We start from the raw sequence: 15,923 nt of genomic DNA, 5'->3' as shown, positions 1-15,923 counted from the left end.
CGCCCGCGGTCGCCGGTCTCGCTACTTCTTCGCCGCGAACGCGGGCAGCGCGATCTTGCCGTCCTTCACCTGGACGATGAAGATGCTCGGCTTGCTCTGGCCGCTCTCCTTGCCCGCCGGCCCGTCCTTCTCGAACTTGATGGGCCCGTTGAGCCCCATCACGTTGACGTTCCAGAGCGCGGCCTGCACCGCCTTCGGCTCCGCCTTGCCCGCGATCCGGATGCCCTCCACCGCGGTGAGCACGCCGTCGTGGCCGCGGAAGCCCTCGGTCAAGCCCTCGAAGGGATGGCCGCGCTTGGCCCACTCGTCGACGAACGCCTTGGCGAGCTTGCCGTCCGGCATCGCCTCCGGGAACCAGGGCAGGAAGAAGAGGATGTGGTAGCTGCCCTCCGCGGCGGCGCCCGCCTGCTTGATCAGCTGGCTCGGGGAGGAGCTGCCGCCGGTGGTGATGACCTTGCGGGTCAGCCGCTGCTCCTGCGCCTGCTTCAGCACGAGCGTGATCTGCTCGACGCTGGTGGTGAGGAACAGCGTGTCGGCCGAGCCCGCCTTCACCTTGGTGATCTGCGCGTTCATGTCCGTCGCGGCCTGGTCCATGTACTCGACCGCGCCCACCGAGGCGCCCGACCGCTTCAGGAGATCGCCGAACGCGCCGACCGAGCCGCGGCCCCAGTCGGTGTTGACCGCGAGGAAGTCGGCCTGCTTGATGCCGAAGTCCTTGAGATACTTCTCGAGGCCGAGCGCCTCCATCTCGCTGGGCGGGCTGATGCGGAAGATCCACGGGTTGCCGCGCTTGGTGATGGTCGCGGCGCTCGAGGTCTCCACCACCATCGGCACGCCGTACTCCTCGAGCTTCGGCATCGCGGCCAGCGTCATCGAGCTGCCCCACGCGCCCATGATGACCGGCACCTTGTCGCGCACGATCAGCTTCTCGGCCGCGGTGGCCGCTTCCTTCGGGTCGGACTTGTTGTCCTCGATCAGGAGGTCGATCTTGCGCCCGAGCACGCCGCCCTTGGCGTTGATCCAGTCCCGCGCGATCTCGGCGCCCATGCGCACGTAGTTGCCGGAGGCGGCCACCGGGCCGGACAGCGGCTCGATCACGCCGATCTTCACCGCGTCCTGCGCGTGCGCGGACGGCGTCCACATCGCCAGCGCGGACGCCAGCGCGAGGGAAAGGGCTCGGATTGCTCGCTTCATGTCTGGACCTCCTATGACGGGCACCGGTCTGAGTTCACCACCGCCGTGCCGCGGTGATTTCCGCGCCCTTATCCTACATTTCATGTCACGTGTCAAATGAAAACCCGGTTGACATCGCTCACCGGCGCGCCAAGAATACGGCTCCATGACCCCGGTGAGAGCGAGCGCCCCGCGCGCGTCGATCGCGCGGTTGCGGCACGAGAGCCTCGGCGAGCGGGTCTACCGCACCGTGCGCGAACTCATCCTGAGTCAGGTCTTCCCGCCCGGCTCCAAGCTGAACGTCGAGCAGATCTGCCGCGACCTGGGCGTGAGCCGCACCCCCGTCTGGGACACCATGCGTCGCCTCGAGAGCGAGGGCCTGGTGAACACGGTGCCGCGCCACGGCGTCTTCGTCCTCAACTACGGCGCGGACCAGATCCGCGATCTGTTCATGGTGCGCGGGGCGCTGGAAGCGCTCGCGGTGCGCCAGGCCGCCCGCCATCTGGACGGCGACTCGCGCGCCGCCCTCGAGGCCGCGATGGCCGAGATGGAGCGCGCGGCGGCCGCCGGCGAGATGGAGGGCTACTCGCGCGCCGCCATCGACTTCCACGACTGCGTCCTGCGCGCCGCCCGCAATCAGGCCCTCACCCGGCTCCTCGAGAACGTCTACGCGCAGATCCTGGTGCTCCGTCTCCGGTCGCTCTACCTGCCCGAGCGGGTCGAGTCGAGCGTGGCCGAGCACCACGCCCTCTTCGAGGCGGTGCGGTCGGGTGACGCCGAGGGCGGCGAGCGGCTGGCCCGCGCTCACGCCGATCACGTGCTGCAAGACGCGCTCGAGTTCACCCGGCGCGCCGAGCGGTAGCCGGCTCTCGATGCTCACCACCGTGCCGGTGATCGACCTGACCGCGTTCGGGGAGGGTGCGCCGGAAAAGCGCGCGGCGGTGGCGCGCGCGATCGACACCGCCTGCACCGACATCGGCTTCTTCACGATCGTCGGCCACCGCGTGCCGGACCGCCTCGTGGCCCGCATGCTCGAGACATCGCGCGCCTTCTTCGACCTGCCCGTCCCGCCCAAGCAGGCGGTGGCGCGCCCGGCGCCCGAGCAGAGCCGCGGCTACATCGCGCTGGGCGACGAGAACCTCTCCTACAGCCGCGGTGACGCCACCGCCGCCGATCTCACCAACGACCGCTGGATCTCGACCATGCACCGCGTGGTGAACCCTCCCCGCGAGACGGCACGAGGCAACCGGCGCCTCTCGATCCCCTCCTTTTTCCAGCCGAACTACGACGCGGTGATCGAGTGTCTGCCCGGCTGCTGCGGTCCCGACAACCCGCCGCGCTACGAGCCGCTCACCTCCGGCCGGCACCGACTCACCAAGTTCCTGCGGGGCGTCGGGGTGGCGACACCGACCGCGCGAGGCTAGCGACCATGGATCCGAAGACCGGCACGCAGTGGAACCGTTACCGCGAGGCCCTGCCCTCCATCGCCGCCGCGGTGGGACGCACGCCGCTGGTGCGGCTCAACCGCGTCACCCGCGACGTCGCGCCGGCGATCTACGTGAAGGTCGAGTGGTACGGCGCGACGGGCAGCCTCAAGGACCGGATCTATCTGCACATGTTCGAGCGGGCGGAGGCCCGCGGCGATCTGAAGCCGGGCGTGCGCGTGCTGGAGTGCTCGACCGGCAACGCGGGCATCGCCTGCTCCTGGGTCTCGGCGGTCAAGGGCTATCCGTGCACGATCGTGATGCCGGAGGGCATGAGCGACGAGCGCAAGAAGATCATGCGCGCCTACGGCGCCGAGCTCGTCTTCACGCCGGGCGGCGAGAGCGACGTGGATCTCTCACTGGAGCGTCTGCGGCAGATTCGCGACTCCGAGCCCGGCCGGTACTGGGTGCCCGGGCAGTTCGACAACCCGGACAACGTCGAGGCCCACATCCTCAGCACCGGCCCCGAGATCTGGGAGCAGTCGGGGGGCCGCATCGGCGCCTTCGTGGACTCGCAGGGCTCGGGCGGCCTCCTGACCGGCGTCGGCCGCTATCTGCGCAGCCGCGACCCCGAGGTCAAGCTCTACGCGGTGGAACCCGCGGAGTGCGCATTGCTCTCCCGGCGCGCGTGGGGTCATCACGGCATCGAGGGCATCGGGGACGGGTTCGTGCCGCGCAACCTCGACGTGTCCTTGCTGACCGGGATCATCACCACCACCACGGACGAGAGCGTGGACATCGCGCGACGGCTGGCCCGCGAGGAAGGCATCTTCTGCGGCATCTCGAGCGGCTGCAACGTGGCCGCCGCGTTGAAGCTGGCGCGCCGTCATCCCGGCCTGCCCTCGGTGCTGACCGTCATCAACGACACTGGCCAGCGGTACTTCACCACTCCGCTGTGCGGCGAGACCAAGCACGTCGAGATCCCCGAGCGCGAGCATCCCCTGGACGCCCACACCGTCCAGCAGCTGGACCGCTATCAGAAGACGTGGGAGATCCTCGCGTGACCATCGCCCCCCGCGAGTACGATTTCTACGCCGCGCGGCGACGGATCGAGGACAAGGCCAAGTCGGCCGGCCCGAAGCTCGGCCCCCTCGAGGACGCGGTGGCGCTGGTCAAGGACGGCGACCATCTCGCCATCGGCGGCTGCCTCTACTCACGCACCCCGCTGGCGCTGGTGTGGGCCCTGCTGCGCCGCCGGCCCCGGCGGCTCGCCTTCTCCCGCAACCTCATGTGCTACGAGGGCGAGTGGGGCGTGGTCGCGGGCGCGGTGGACAAGCTGGTCACCTCTTGGATGGGCATCGGGCTCCCGTGGGGCCTCTCGCGCATCCAGCGCGAGTATGTGGAGTCCGGGCGCATCGCGTTCGAGGAATGGAGCCACCTGGGCCTGGGTCTCCGCTATCGAGCCGCCGCCATGGGCGTGCCGTTCCTGCCGTCGCTCACCATGCTGGGCTCGGATCTGATGGGGGTGGGCGGCTCGAAAACGGTGGAATGCCCGTACACCGGCCGCACGCTGCACGCGGTGCCCGCCCTGTTCCCTGACGTCGCCCTGCTGCATGTGCAGCGCGCCGACCGGCTCGGGAACTGCCAGATCGACGGCTACCCGCACATGGACGCCGACATCGCCCGCGCCGCGTCGACCGTCCTGGTGACCGCCGAGGAGATCGTCTCGGAGGACGAGATCCGCCTGCATCCGGATCGCACCGTGATCCCGGGCTTCATGGTGGACGCGCTCGCCCACGTGCCCTACGGCTCCTACCCGCACGAGTGCTACGGCGCCTACGACGCCGAGCCCGACCACTTCACCTCCTACGTCGAGAGCATCCAGCAGCGCGGCGCCGCCGGCGTGGCCGACTACCTGGAGCGCTACGTGTATGCGCCCCGCGGTCACGCCGACTATCTGGCCCTTTTCGGCGAGGTCCGCATGGCCGACGCGGCCGCGCGCGCCCGGATGCTCACCACATGAGCGTCACCGCCAACGAGCTGCTCGCCGTGATGGGGGCCCGCGAGCTGCGCGACAACTCCACCGTGTTCACCGGAGTCGGCGCGCCGATGATGGCCTCCGTGCTGGCCCAGCGCACCCACGCCCCCGGCCTCACCATGATGGTGGAGGGCGGCGTGATCGGGCCGATGTGGAAGCCGGGCGAGCTGCCGATCTCGACCAACGAGATGCGCGCGGCCTACCGCGCCCAGATGCTGCCCGGCATCAGCGACGCGTTCCTGCTCGCCCAGCGCGGCTTCTTCGACGTGGGCTTCATCGGCGGCGCTCAGATCGATCGGCACGGCAACCTCAACACCAGCGCGATCGGCGGCTACGCGCGCCCCAAGGTGCGGCTGCCCGGGAGCGGCGGCGCCAACGACATCATCTCGCTCTGTCGCGAAGTGATGATCCTCACCGTGCACGAGAAGCGCCGGTTCACCGAGCGGGTGGACTTCGTCACGAGCCCGGGCTACCTGGACGGCGGCGATGCCCGCGCCCGCCACGGCCTCCTGTTCGGCGGCGTCTCGCGGCTGATCACCACCCTCGGGATCTTCGGCTTCGAGGCGAAGAGCCGCCGCGTGCAGTTGCTTGCCCTGCACCCGGGCGTCAGTCTGGAGCAGGTGCGCGACAACACCGGATTCGACGTCCTCGTGAGCCCCGACCTCACCACCACCAAGCCCCCCACCGACCAGGAGCTCTCCATCCTCCGCATGCTCGACCCCAACCGCCAATTCATCGGATGAACTCACCCCCCACGATTGTCCGCCGACGGGGGGAGTGCGGACGGCCAGGTGGGCCTATGGGCGCAAGAACGATTGTCCGCCGACGGGAGGAGTGCGGACGGCCCGGTGGGCCTATGGGCGCAAGAACGATTGTCCGCCGACGGGAGGAGTGCGGACGGCCAAGTGGGCCTATGGGCGCAAGAACGATTGTCCGCCGACGGGGGGAGTGCGGGGGCCATTTCGGGGCCCCCGCAGCTGAAGAGCCTGAACAACCAAACGGTCGACCGCCAGGAACGCCCTGAAAGGACCGCACCCGATGACCGACTTCGGTCTGGCGATTCGCAACTTCGTGGGACCCGGCGAGGTGCCCGATATCCAGGCCCTCTACGCCTACTCGGAGCGCGCCGAAGCGCTCGGCTTCGAGTCGCTCTGGGCCTGGGACCACGTGCTGCTCGGCGTGGAGCCCTCGTTTCCCATCGTGGACTCGATCACGATGCTGGGCGCCGTCGCCGCCCGTACCCGGAAGATCAAGCTCGGCACCGGCGTGCTGGTGCTGCCGCTGCGGAACCCGGTAGTGGCGGCCAAGGCCCTGGGCAGCCTCGACGTGATCTCGGGGGGCCGGCTGATCCTCGGGGTGGCCGCGGGCTGGTACGCGCGCGAATTCGACGCGGTCGGCGTGCCCTTCAAGCAGCGCGGGCGGCAGTTCGAGCGCAACCTCGACATCCTGACGCGGCTCTGGACCCAGGATCGCGTGACCCTGAAGGTGGACGAGTTCAACCTGCGCGAGGCGGTCATGGTGCCGCGCACCGCGCAGCGCCCTCGCCCGCCCGTGCTGGTCGGCGGCTACGTGGACGCGGTGCTACGGCGGGCCGGCACCGTGGGTGACGGCTGGCTCACCTACTTCTACACCCCGGAGAGCTTCGCCACGTCGTGGGAGAAGGTGAAGGGCTTCGCGCGCGAGGCCGGACGGGATCCGGCCCGGCTGACCGCCACCAACCAGCTCGCGATCTACGTGGGCCGATCTCGAGAAGACACCACCGCCGACATGCGGAAGTGGCTCTCCACGGAGTGGGACACCGCGGCCTGGAGCGAATCCACCATCGATCACGCGATCCACGGCTCGGTGGCGGACTGCATCGAGCAGCTGCGCGCCCACGTGCGGACCGGCGTGCATCGGATTATCCTGATCCCGTACCGGTATCAGCCGGAGCAGGTCGAGCGAATCGCCAAGGAGGTCTTGCCCAAGCTATGAGCCAGCCCGTCCACATCGACATCAACTGCGACATGGGAGAGAGCTACGGCCGCTGGACCCTCGGTCACGACGAGGAGGTGATGCCCAACATCACCTCGGCCAACATCGCCTGCGGCTTCCACGGCGGTGACCCGCACGTCATGCGCCGGACCGTGGAGCTGGCCATCCAGCACGGCGTCGCGGTGGGGGCGCACCCGGGGTTGCCCGATCTGATGGGCTTCGGACGGCGCCGCATGGACGTGTCCCCCGCCGAGCTGAAGGACATCCACCGCTACCAGGTCGGCGCCCTCGCCGCCTTCGCGCAGGCCGCGGGCACCCGCATCCAGCACGTGAAGCCGCACGGCATCCAGTACCACATGTTCGAAGAAAATCTGCCATTGGGACGGGCGAGCGCCGAGCAGGTGCTCGAGCTGGACCCCGAGATCATCCTGATGACGATGGCCATGACCAAGTACGACGCGGAGGCGCGGAAGGTGACGGGCGTGCGCATCGCCGCCGAGGGCTTCGCCGACCGCGTCTATGCCGACGACGGCCAGCTGGTCACCCGCAAGCTCGGCAAGGACGCGCTGATCACCGATCCGGCCAAGGCAGCCGACCAGGCCGTGCGCATGGCCATGGAGGGCAAGGTCCGCACCATCACCGGCAAGGTGATCGACGCGAACGTCGCGACGATCTGCATCCACGGCGACAGCCCCGGCTCGGACAAGATCGTCGCGGCGGTGCGGGAGGGCCTGGTCAAGGCCGGCGCGATCGTCAAGCCGTTGCGGGACTGGCTGCCCCGCTAGCCGCAGTTCCTGCGGGCGAGCCCGGAGGCGTCCTAAATCGGTACACTGTCTGGCGTTCCTCGTCACCTGCCTCCGGGCGACCCGGAACGTGCTGCTTCGTAAGTCACGGTAGCCGCAGACGTTTCCAACCGTTCTTCGCCTGGCACCGAGTTTGCCCTAGCAAGGACCGGCATTAGCCATGGCGGACTTTGCGGACGGCAGCAGCGTGAAGGGCGCGAGGCCCGGTGGAAGCCGGCCCGGCGAGATGAAGTCGGGCGCAGGTCACCACCGGCACCGCATCGCGGGACTTCACGGTGCCCGAGGAGGGCTCCGGGAGCGTCATACCCTGGAGTCCCCGCACGAGTACCCCGGTCAGCTCGCCCGAGCCCATCGCCTCCCGCATCACCAACGCGGCCACGGCCGATGAGCCAGACGGGTTCCGCCGGAATCGCCACAGGGGAGGAACGAGCCATGACGACGACGCTCCGGTTGCTGGTCGGCTCCGGGTATCGACGCGAGCCGAGCGCGATGCCCTCGGATTCGCAGATCGCGCACGCCCTGTACGACGCGCAGAGCACGCCCGCCGTGCCGGCGCGGAAGAGCCTCGACGAGATTCTTTTCCTGGCGCAGCAGAGCTCCGGCTGGACCCAGGTCTTCAAGCAGCTGAAGTCGGAAGGCCTGATCGAGGAGCAGACGCTGGGCCACGTGGTCGCGCGGTGGACCAACCGCACGCTGCGTCCGCGGCGCGCCGGCATGGCCCACGTCGCCGTCGAGCAGGTCGGAGTCTCCGCCTAGCCTGATTCTCCCCGCTACCGCGCGGCCAGGATCGACTCCAGCCGCGCGGTAGCGCGCTCCCAGTCGAACTGAGTCCTCACGAAGTCCTGCCCCTCCCGCGCCACTCGCCGTCGTAGCTCCGCATCCTCCAGCAGCCGGCTCAGCCCCCGGGTCAGGGCGTCCAGATCCCGCCGGGGCGCCACCAGCGCGGTCCGGCCGTCGATGGCGTAGTCGCGGGAGCCGCCGTTGTCGTAGGTGCAGAGGGCCGCCCCGCACGCCATCGCCTCCATGGAGGGCATGCCCAGCCCCTCGTCCCACGACGGACAGAGATAGATCGGGCATCGGCTGTAGAGCCAGGCCAGGCGGTCCTGCGGCAGGTTCTCGTGGAACTCCGCGAAGGGCAGCGGCGACTTCGGGCGCTTGACGCCGAAGCCCACGAGCATCGCGCGCGGGTGGCGCGTGCGCACCCGCGCAAAGGCCTCGATGCCCTCCGCCACTCCCTTCCACGGATACTCGTGGAACAGCATCAGCACTCGCAGCGCGCGATCGTCGTCCACCGGGACCGGGTGGAAGAGCGTCGGGTCCACCGGGGTCACGATCACCGCCGCCGGCGAGTCGAAGCGCTCGGCCATCGCATCGGCCAGCCAGGTTGAGATCACGAGCTTCCGCAACGGGCTCCGATAGGTCGCATCCACCCGTTCTGCGTCACCGTGATAGAGACTCTCGAGGTGCTGGATGAAGTAGAACTTGCGGCCCGCCGAATCGGACGCGGCCGCCACCGCGTCGACCGACTGCCACGCGGTGGCCACGACCGCGTCGCCGTCGGGGATGCGCGCGGGACTCCACTCGGGCACCCATCGCACCCGGGCCCGCAGGTCCGGCATCCAGTCGGGCCCCCGCGGGCGGCGATTGCGCCACCCCGCGGTGAGCGTACCCCCCGCCGGCACGACCAGCGTGACCTCGTGGCCCCGCTGCGCCAGACGATCGGCGTGGATGAGGATCGCCCGGACGCCGCCCGCGACGCGCAGGTGCGGGCACAGGAACGTGACCTTCATCTCGGCCGGGTCATATCGCCATGGACACCTGACCGGTGCGACGGTAGGCGGCGGGGTCCAGCACCACGTCGATGACGTACACCTCGTCCGAATCGAGGGCGCGCTCGAGCGCGGGCCTCAGCTGGCGCGGCTCGGTCACGTGAATGCCCTTGCCGCCGAGCGCCTCGACCATCCGATCGTAGCGCGTGAAGGGCAGCGAGGTCGCCACCGCGCGCTCGGCGCCGAAGAACGACAGCTGCGGGTTGCGGATCTGCCCCCACCCGCCATCGTTGCCGATCACCACTGTCATCGGCAGGCCGAACCGCACCGCGGTCTCGATCTCCATACCGTTGAGCCCGAAGGCGCCGTCGCCCGCGATCAGCAGCACGCGCTGCTCCGGACGCAGCAGCTTCGCCGCGATCGCGAAGGACGGGCCGACCCCCAGGCAGCCGAAGGGGCCGGGATCGAGCCATTGGCCGGGTCGAGAGAGCGACACGATCTTGGCGGCGCAGCCGACCACGTCACCGCCGTCCCCGACGACGGCGGTGCGCGCGTCCACCATCGCCGCGATCTCGTGAGCCAGGCGGTAGTGGCTGATCGGCACGTCGTCGGACTGCCGCTCGACCATCAGCCGCGCCTGCGCGTCGGCCTCCTTCGTCCGCACCGCCTGCCGCCACGGCTCGAGCCGGGTGGCGAGGTCGCGCGGCAGGGCGTCGGCGAGCGCGCGCACCGTGAGCCCGATGTGGCTCGTGAGCCCCACGGCGAGCGGCCGGTTGCGGCCCAGCTCCGCGGGATCGCAATCCACCATCGCCACCTGCGCCGTCTCCGCGAAGGACGGGGGCCGCCCGTAGCCGAGCCGGAAGTCGAGCGGAGTGCCGAGTACCAGCACGACGTCGGCCTGGCCCAGCGCGAAGCCGCGCGCCTGCGCGAAGGCGAGCGGGTGATCGTGCGGCAGGCAGCCCCGGCCCGCGCCGTTCATGAACACGGGCACCCCGGCCTCCTCGGCCAGCGCCTGCAGCTCCTTGGCCGCGTCGTCCCAGTAGACGCCGCCGCCGGCCATCACCACCGGCCGCTCCGCGCGGCCGAGCAGGCTCGCCAGCTGCTGCACCGACTCGGGGTCGGGCGCGCTCGGCCGACGATGGGCGTAGGCGGTCGGGATCGGAGCGAGGCGGTCCTCGACCACGGTCATGAGGAGGTCGACGGGGATCTCGACGAACACGGGGCCCGGTCGACCGGTGAGCGCGTGGCGGATGGCGGTGGTGAGCACCTCCGGGATCTGGCGCGTCTCGGATACCGTCCACGACCCCTTGGTGATCGGCCGCAGCAGGTCCACCTGCTCGACTTCCTGCAACGAGCCCAGCCCGCGCAGCCCGAGTGGCGCGGCGCCACCGATGAGCAGGACCGGGCTCCGCGCCGACTGCGCGTTGGCGATGCCGGTGACCGCGTCGGTGACGCCGGGGCCCGCGGTCACCAGCGCCACCCCGATATTGCGAGTGAGCCGGGCGTAGGCGTCCGCGGCGTGGGTGCAGGCCTGCTCGTGCCGCATGTCCACGATCTGCACGCCCTCGGTGAGGCAGCCGTCGTAGATCGGCAGGATGTGGCCGCCGCAGAGCGTGAAGACGTGACCGACGCCGGCCTGGCGCAGGGTACGCGCGACCAGGTGCCCGCCGTTGAGCTCAGCCATGCGCGGCGGCCGGGATGTGCACGACCTCCAGCTTCAGCCGATCCGGATCCTCGAAGAACACCGCGTAGTAGCCGGGGCGATACTCCGGAAACTCGCGCGGGGTCTGATAGAGCGAGGGCAGCCGGTGCGGCGCCATGAACTCGTCGCGGAACCGGTCCACGTCCTCTCGCTGCGGGACGCGGAGGGCCAGATGGTTGAGTCCGGCGCGCTTCCGGTGGAACCCGTGGCCGACGTGCGCGGGATCGGCTCCCATCACCCAGATGTCGGCGCCGCTCCCGGCCGAGAAGCCGGCCACCGTGTCGGTCTGGTAGACCGGGCGGTATTCGAGGTACCCGAGCAGATCGCGGTAGAACGGCAGCGAGACCTTCGGATCGCGCACGTTGATCAGCAGGTGGTAGACCTGCGCCTTCACCAGAACTTCTCCCACTTCACGCTCTTCCGGTCCATCCCCTTCTTCACGAGCACGTCGCGCACGCGGTTGATGGTCTCGCCGCCGCCGCAGGCGTAGACGACCAGGTGATCCACGCCGAACACGAGCCGCTCGACCGCCTCGGCCGGCTCGCCCTTCTCGCCCCGCCAGGTGGCGGGCGGCTCGCGCAGCACCGGCAGATAGGAGAACGCCGGGTAGCGTCGCGCGAGCGACCGGAAGTCGGCGTCGTAGACGAGCCAGCCCGGGTTTCGGGCCCAGTAGATGAGCGCGGTGGGGCGGCCGTGGCCGGTCTCGTACAGGTGCGTGAGCATGGAGCGGATCGGCACGATGCCGATCTCCTCGGCCACGAACACGACGCGCCGGGGATCGGCGCGATTGAACACGAAGCCGCCGGTCGGCCCCTTGAACGAGACCGCCGCGCCGGGCTCGAGCGCCCGCACCCACTGCGAGCCGATGCCGCCGGGGGCCACGTCGATCGCGAGCGTCAGGGCGCCCTTGCGGGTGGGCGACGACACCATGCTCCAGGCGCGAACGATCTTGGGCCCGAAGGGCACCGAGATCCACTGCCCGGCCTCGAACGTGAAGTCGGCGGGCTCGATGATCTCGAGGTCCACCTCGATGATCTCGGGCGTGAGCGCGCGCACCGCGGTGACCTCGGACCGGCATTCGCGCGGCTTCATCCGGGCCTCCGCCCGGCACGGAGAGCCGGGTGCTGCGCTCCGCTCATGCGCCCTTCTGGACGCGCGGGATGACCTCGCCCGCGATCATCTCCAGCTGGGCGCGCTCGTCGGCGGGATCCCCGATGGGGTTCATCACGAAGTAGTGGCAACCGGCCTGCGCGAAGCGGCCGATCTGCTCGGCACACTGATCGGGCGTGCCGATCACTCCGTACTTGCGGGCCAGCGGCCCGAAGTCCTGCGCGTAGCGGCTCGAGAGCGTGCGTACCCAGCTGCGCTCCGCCGTCTCGTAGTCGCGCCCGACGGTCACGAAGGTGAGATGGGCGGTGACGAAGCCATCGAGCCCACGGCCCGCCGCCTCGGCGGCCCGACGGATCTTCCCCAGGCTCTGGGCGTAGCGCTCCGGCTGGACCACGTACGAGATCCAGCCGTCCCCCTGGCGCCCCGCGCGGGCCAGGGCCGCGTCGGACCGCCCGCCGATCCAGATGGGCGGGCCCGGCTTCTGCAGAGGCTTCGGGTCGATGCTGACGTTCTCGAACCGGGTGAAGCGTCCGCGGAACGAGGCGGGAGTGTCGCGCCACAGCGTCCGCACCACGTCGATGCCCTCGCTGACCCGCGCCCCCCGCTCGTTGTGCGGGACACCGCACGCCTCGAACTCCTTCGGGTTCTCGCCGCCGACCCCGACCCCGAAGATCAGCCGACCACCGCACAGCGTGTCGAGCGTGGAGGTGATCTTGGCCACTACGGTCGGCTGGCGAAGCGCGAGCAGGTAGACGCCGCTCCCCAGCCGGATGCGCGTGGTGATGCCGGCGTAGGCGGCGAGCAGCGTGAGCGATTCGTAGAGCGGGTTGTGGAAGGACACGTGATCGCCCGTCCAGAGCGAGTCCAGGCCGAGGGCCTCGCAGCGCTGGGCCAGGGCGAACTGCTCCTCGGGCGGGTGCATCGACAGGAACGCGCCGAACCCGAGCGGACCGGCCGAGCCCATGGCTATCGCGGGAAGGCGTCCTTCACGCCGCCGTCCACCGTGATCGTGCAGCCGGTGGTCTTGGCCGAGCGATCGGAGGCCAGGAACAGCACCGCCTCCGCGACGTCCTCGGGCAGGATCGGCCGGGCGAGGATATTGCGCTTGCGATAGAAGTCCTCGAGCTCGTCGACGGTGATGCCCTGCGCGCGCGCCCGCTCCCGCCGCACGTCGTCCGACCACAGCTTGGAGTCGCGAAAGACCGCGTCGGGGTTGACGATGTTCGAGCGGATGCCGTGTGGCCCGCCCTCCAGGGAGAGCACCTTGGCCAGCTGCGCCTCGGCCGCCTTCGACGCCGAGTACGCGGAGAAATCCTTGCCCGGCGACATCACGTTCTTGGTGGCCACGAACACGAACGCGCCCCCGAGGCCCTGCGTTTTCAGAATGCGCATGCCCTCCCGCGCGACCAGGAAGTGGCCGGTGGCGTTCACCGCGAACGAACGCTCCCAGTCGGCCAGCTCCATGCGGTCGACCGGCGCGGAATGCGCGGTCCCCGCGTTGGAGACCACGATATCCACGCCACCGTAGGCCAGCACCGCCTCCTCGAAGGCGGCGCGCACCGACGCCTCGCCCGTCACGTCCATGCCGAGACCGAGGGCGCGGCCGGCACCGTTGGCGCTCACGATCTCCTCGGCCACCTTGCGCGCGCCCGCCGCGTCGAGATCGGCCACCACCACGTGCCCGCCCTCGGCGGCCAGCCGCTGGGCCACCGCGCGGCCGATGCCGCTGGCTCCGCCGGTGACCAGGGCGATGCGCCGCGCCAGCTCCTTCTCGGGCGGTGCCAGCGAGAGCTTGTACAGCTCGAGCGGCCAGTACTCGACGTCGAAGGCCTCGCGCGCGGAGAGCGACACGTAGTGGCCGAACGAGGTGGCCGCCCCCAGGACCGAGATGGTGTGGTGGTAGATGTCGTCCACGATCCCCGCGGTGCGGCGGTCCTTGCCGGCCGCGAAGAGCCCGAGACCGCCCACCACGATCACGCGCGGAAACGGATCCGCCAGGGTCGCGCCCTGGTCGTTGTGCGACTCGAAGTACCGGGTGTAGTCGGCCACGAAGCGCTCGACCGCCGCGGTCACGCCCGTCCGCACCGAGTCCGGATCGGCGGGATCGTCCACCGGCGCGAAGCACGGCAGCCGCTTGGTGAAGATCGTATGATCCGGCGTGGCCGGCCCGATGCGGCAGAGCGCGTCGGCCTCGCGCGAGGCCGCGAACTCCAGCACCTCGGGCGAGTCGTCGAAGAACAGCACCTGACGCCGGCTCCGCCCGACGAGGCCGCGCAGGTGCGGCGCGACGGTCAACGCCACGCGCCGTCGTGTCTCGACGGGCGGACCGGTCAATGAGGCTCCGCCGAAGCGCGTGCGGCCGCGGGCGCGATGGGCGATCGCCTCCTCGGCGCGGCTGATCAGCTCGATGGTGGCCAGGTACGCTTCCTTCACCGAGGCGCCCCAGCAGATCGTGCCGTGCTTCTCCAGCAGGATGGCCCGCGCGCGCGGATGGGCGGCGAACACCTCGGCGACCTCGCGCGAGATCAGGAAGCCGGGGCGCCGGTACGGCAGCGCGATGACCTCGTCGCCGTACACCTCGCGAAGCACGTCGCGGCTGCGGTCGTTGTTGGTGAGCGAGACCACCGCGTCCGCGTGGGTATGGATGACCGCGGTGGCGGGCAGGAACCCGTGGAGCAGCGTCTCGATCGACGGGCGCGGGCTCGACGGCTCCTGCAGGGCGTGGGCGAGATAGTCCACCATCTCCTGATCGCCCATGTCCGCGCGCTCGAGCAGCGCGGTCACATCGTCCAACCGCACGCCCGGGAAGTCCTTCTTCTGGATGCTCTTGAGATCGGAGCCGCTGCCCTTCACCCGCAGCACGCGTGTCGGCCGGCCGCGGTGATCGTGCTCATCGCGCTTCACCGACGTGTTGCCCCCGCCCCAGACCACCAGCGTGGTCTCGGCGCCGATCAGGCGCGAGGCGTAGACGAGGAGATCGAGATCGTTCTTGTCCTGCGCGTCGGCGTCGCTCCATCGGGAGTTCATGGCGCCCTCACCATACCCGAATCCGCCATGGCGGTAAAGGTTGCGGGACGCTATCGTAGGCGCGTGACCGCGTGGACGCGCCGGACTCTCGCGCTGGCGATGGCGCTCGGTCTCCTCCTCGTGGGATCGACCGACCGCGCCGCGCGCGCCGACGGGATCATGCTCATCCAGGCCGGCGCGTTCTGGATGGGCAGCGACACCGACGCGCCGGACGAGAGGCCGCAGCATCGCGTGTACGTCCGCGACTTCTGGCTCGAGCGGCACAAGGTCACCAACCGCGAGCTCGCGAGGTTCCTGAATGCCCGCGGTCTCCGCAGCTCGGAGGGCCTGGACTACTTCGACCACGACGACCCCGACGCCCGCATCCACCGGCGCGACGGGCGCTTCGTCGCCGACCCCGGCTTCGAGGATCACCCGGCGGTGGAGGTGACCTGGTACGGCGCGCGCGACTATTGCCTCTGGCGGGGCCGGCGCCTGCCCACCGAGGCCGAGTGGGAGAAGGCCGCGCGCGGCGAGGACCGGCGGCGCTACCCCTGGGGCGACGCGCCGCCCGCCCCCGATCTCGCGGTGTACGGCCGGGACTACCACGCCACCGACCGCGGCGACCGCCGGCCGGGCGGCGAGGGGCCGAGCGGCGTCCAGGACCTGCTCGGCAACCTCCGCGAATGGACGGCCTCCGAGTACCGGCCGTACCCGTACCGGCCCGACGACGGCCGAGAGGCGTCGTCCCTCCGCGCGACGCGGGTGGTCCGGGGGGCCAGCCACGACGATCCGGCCGAGGCGCTGCGCGTGACGATCCGCCGTTTCTACTCGTATGATGGGGACCACCGCGGCCTGGCCCGAGGTCATCACCACACGGGCTTTCGCTGCGCCACCTCGGAGGACCTGGGAGGACGATGACGT

General features: G+C 70.4%; 16 protein-coding genes. 9 read left to right on the top strand and 7 right to left on the bottom strand.

The annotated features are described in order from the left end of the window. Positions 1-21: 21 nt before the first annotated feature. Positions 22-1,194: an ABC transporter substrate-binding protein gene (locus tag VKN16_23745; GenBank protein HME97228.1), complete on the bottom strand. Its 1,173-nt coding sequence runs from the start codon at positions 1,192-1,194 to the stop codon at positions 22-24. A 145-nt stretch (positions 1,195-1,339) separates the two neighbouring features. Here VKN16_23745 and VKN16_23740 point away from each other — a divergent pair, with 145 nt between their 5' ends. The 8 genes from VKN16_23740 (at position 1,340) to VKN16_23705 (ending at position 8,168) form a co-directional block, all read left to right on the top strand. Further along, a complete protein-coding gene (locus tag VKN16_23740) occupies positions 1,340-2,035 on the top strand; it encodes a GntR family transcriptional regulator (protein HME97227.1) in 696 nt (231 codons plus the stop codon). 10 nt (positions 2,036-2,045) lie between these two features. Next, the gene (locus tag VKN16_23735; protein ID HME97226.1) at positions 2,046-2,597 is read left to right on the top strand and encodes a 2-oxoglutarate and iron-dependent oxygenase domain-containing protein; all 552 of its coding nucleotides are present in this window, start codon (positions 2,046-2,048) and stop codon (positions 2,595-2,597) included. Positions 2,598-2,602: 5 nt separating this feature from the next. Then, on the top strand, positions 2,603-3,661 hold the full coding sequence (locus VKN16_23730; protein HME97225.1) for a PLP-dependent cysteine synthase family protein: 1,059 nt from the start codon (positions 2,603-2,605) through the stop codon (positions 3,659-3,661). Further along, positions 3,658-4,620: a CoA-transferase gene (locus tag VKN16_23725; GenBank protein ID HME97224.1), complete on the top strand. Its 963-nt coding sequence runs from the start codon at positions 3,658-3,660 to the stop codon at positions 4,618-4,620. Before VKN16_23730 ends, VKN16_23725 begins: the two co-directional genes overlap by 4 nt. Further along, positions 4,617-5,378, top strand: coding sequence for a CoA-transferase (locus tag VKN16_23720; GenBank protein HME97223.1), 762 nt, complete (start codon positions 4,617-4,619; stop codon positions 5,376-5,378). Before VKN16_23725 ends, VKN16_23720 begins: the two co-directional genes overlap by 4 nt. Positions 5,379-5,673: 295 nt before the next feature. Beyond that, positions 5,674-6,609 (top strand): TIGR03619 family F420-dependent LLM class oxidoreductase, encoded by a 936-nt coding sequence (locus tag VKN16_23715; protein ID HME97222.1) that lies wholly within the window; start codon positions 5,674-5,676, stop codon positions 6,607-6,609. After that, positions 6,606-7,394 carry a 5-oxoprolinase subunit PxpA gene (locus VKN16_23710; GenBank protein HME97221.1) on the top strand — a complete coding sequence of 263 codons (789 nt, stop codon included), beginning with the start codon at positions 6,606-6,608 and terminating at the stop codon, positions 7,392-7,394. Before VKN16_23715 ends, VKN16_23710 begins: the two co-directional genes overlap by 4 nt. 450 nt (positions 7,395-7,844) lie before the next feature. Continuing rightward, positions 7,845-8,168 (top strand): hypothetical protein, encoded by a 324-nt coding sequence (locus VKN16_23705; protein ID HME97220.1) that lies wholly within the window; start codon positions 7,845-7,847, stop codon positions 8,166-8,168. A gap of 14 nt (positions 8,169-8,182) precedes the next feature. Here VKN16_23705 and VKN16_23700 read toward each other — a convergent pair whose 3' ends face one another. The 6 genes from VKN16_23700 to rhaD are packed head-to-tail and all read right to left on the bottom strand — an operon-like array spanning position 8,183 to position 15,020. After that, on the bottom strand, positions 8,183-9,202 hold the full coding sequence (locus VKN16_23700; protein ID HME97219.1) for a glycosyltransferase family 4 protein: 1,020 nt from the start codon (positions 9,200-9,202) through the stop codon (positions 8,183-8,185). A gap of 10 nt (positions 9,203-9,212) precedes the next feature. Continuing rightward, positions 9,213-10,865, bottom strand: a complete 1,653-nt coding sequence (locus tag VKN16_23695; GenBank protein HME97218.1) for a thiamine pyrophosphate-binding protein — start codon at positions 10,863-10,865, stop codon at positions 9,213-9,215. Continuing rightward, positions 10,858-11,277: a VOC family protein gene (locus VKN16_23690; GenBank protein HME97217.1), complete on the bottom strand. Its 420-nt coding sequence runs from the start codon at positions 11,275-11,277 to the stop codon at positions 10,858-10,860. Before VKN16_23690 ends, VKN16_23695 begins: the two co-directional genes overlap by 8 nt. Then, entirely contained in the window at positions 11,274-11,975 is a 702-nt protein-coding gene (locus VKN16_23685; GenBank protein HME97216.1) for an FAD-binding oxidoreductase, read from the bottom strand. The genes VKN16_23690 and VKN16_23685 overlap by 4 nt, the downstream gene beginning before the upstream one ends. A 43-nt stretch (positions 11,976-12,018) precedes the next feature. Further along, positions 12,019-12,957 (bottom strand): LLM class flavin-dependent oxidoreductase, encoded by a 939-nt coding sequence (locus tag VKN16_23680; GenBank protein ID HME97215.1) that lies wholly within the window; start codon positions 12,955-12,957, stop codon positions 12,019-12,021. Positions 12,958-12,959: 2 nt separating this feature from the next. Further along, positions 12,960-15,020 (bottom strand): bifunctional rhamnulose-1-phosphate aldolase/short-chain dehydrogenase, encoded by a 2,061-nt coding sequence (rhaD, locus tag VKN16_23675; protein HME97214.1) that lies wholly within the window; start codon positions 15,018-15,020, stop codon positions 12,960-12,962. 63 nt (positions 15,021-15,083) lie between these two features. Here rhaD and VKN16_23670 point away from each other — a divergent pair, with 63 nt between their 5' ends. Beyond that, positions 15,084-15,920: an SUMF1/EgtB/PvdO family nonheme iron enzyme gene (locus VKN16_23670; GenBank protein HME97213.1), complete on the top strand. Its 837-nt coding sequence runs from the start codon at positions 15,084-15,086 to the stop codon at positions 15,918-15,920. Positions 15,921-15,923 lie beyond the last annotated feature (3 nt).

It is taken from the genome of Candidatus Methylomirabilota bacterium, from assembly GCA_035315345.1.
Classification (GTDB): domain Bacteria; phylum Methylomirabilota; class Methylomirabilia; order Rokubacteriales; family CSP1-6; genus CAMLFJ01.
The sequence above is the reverse complement of the archived record's forward strand: the minus strand, read 5'-3'. Positions and strand labels throughout refer to the sequence as shown.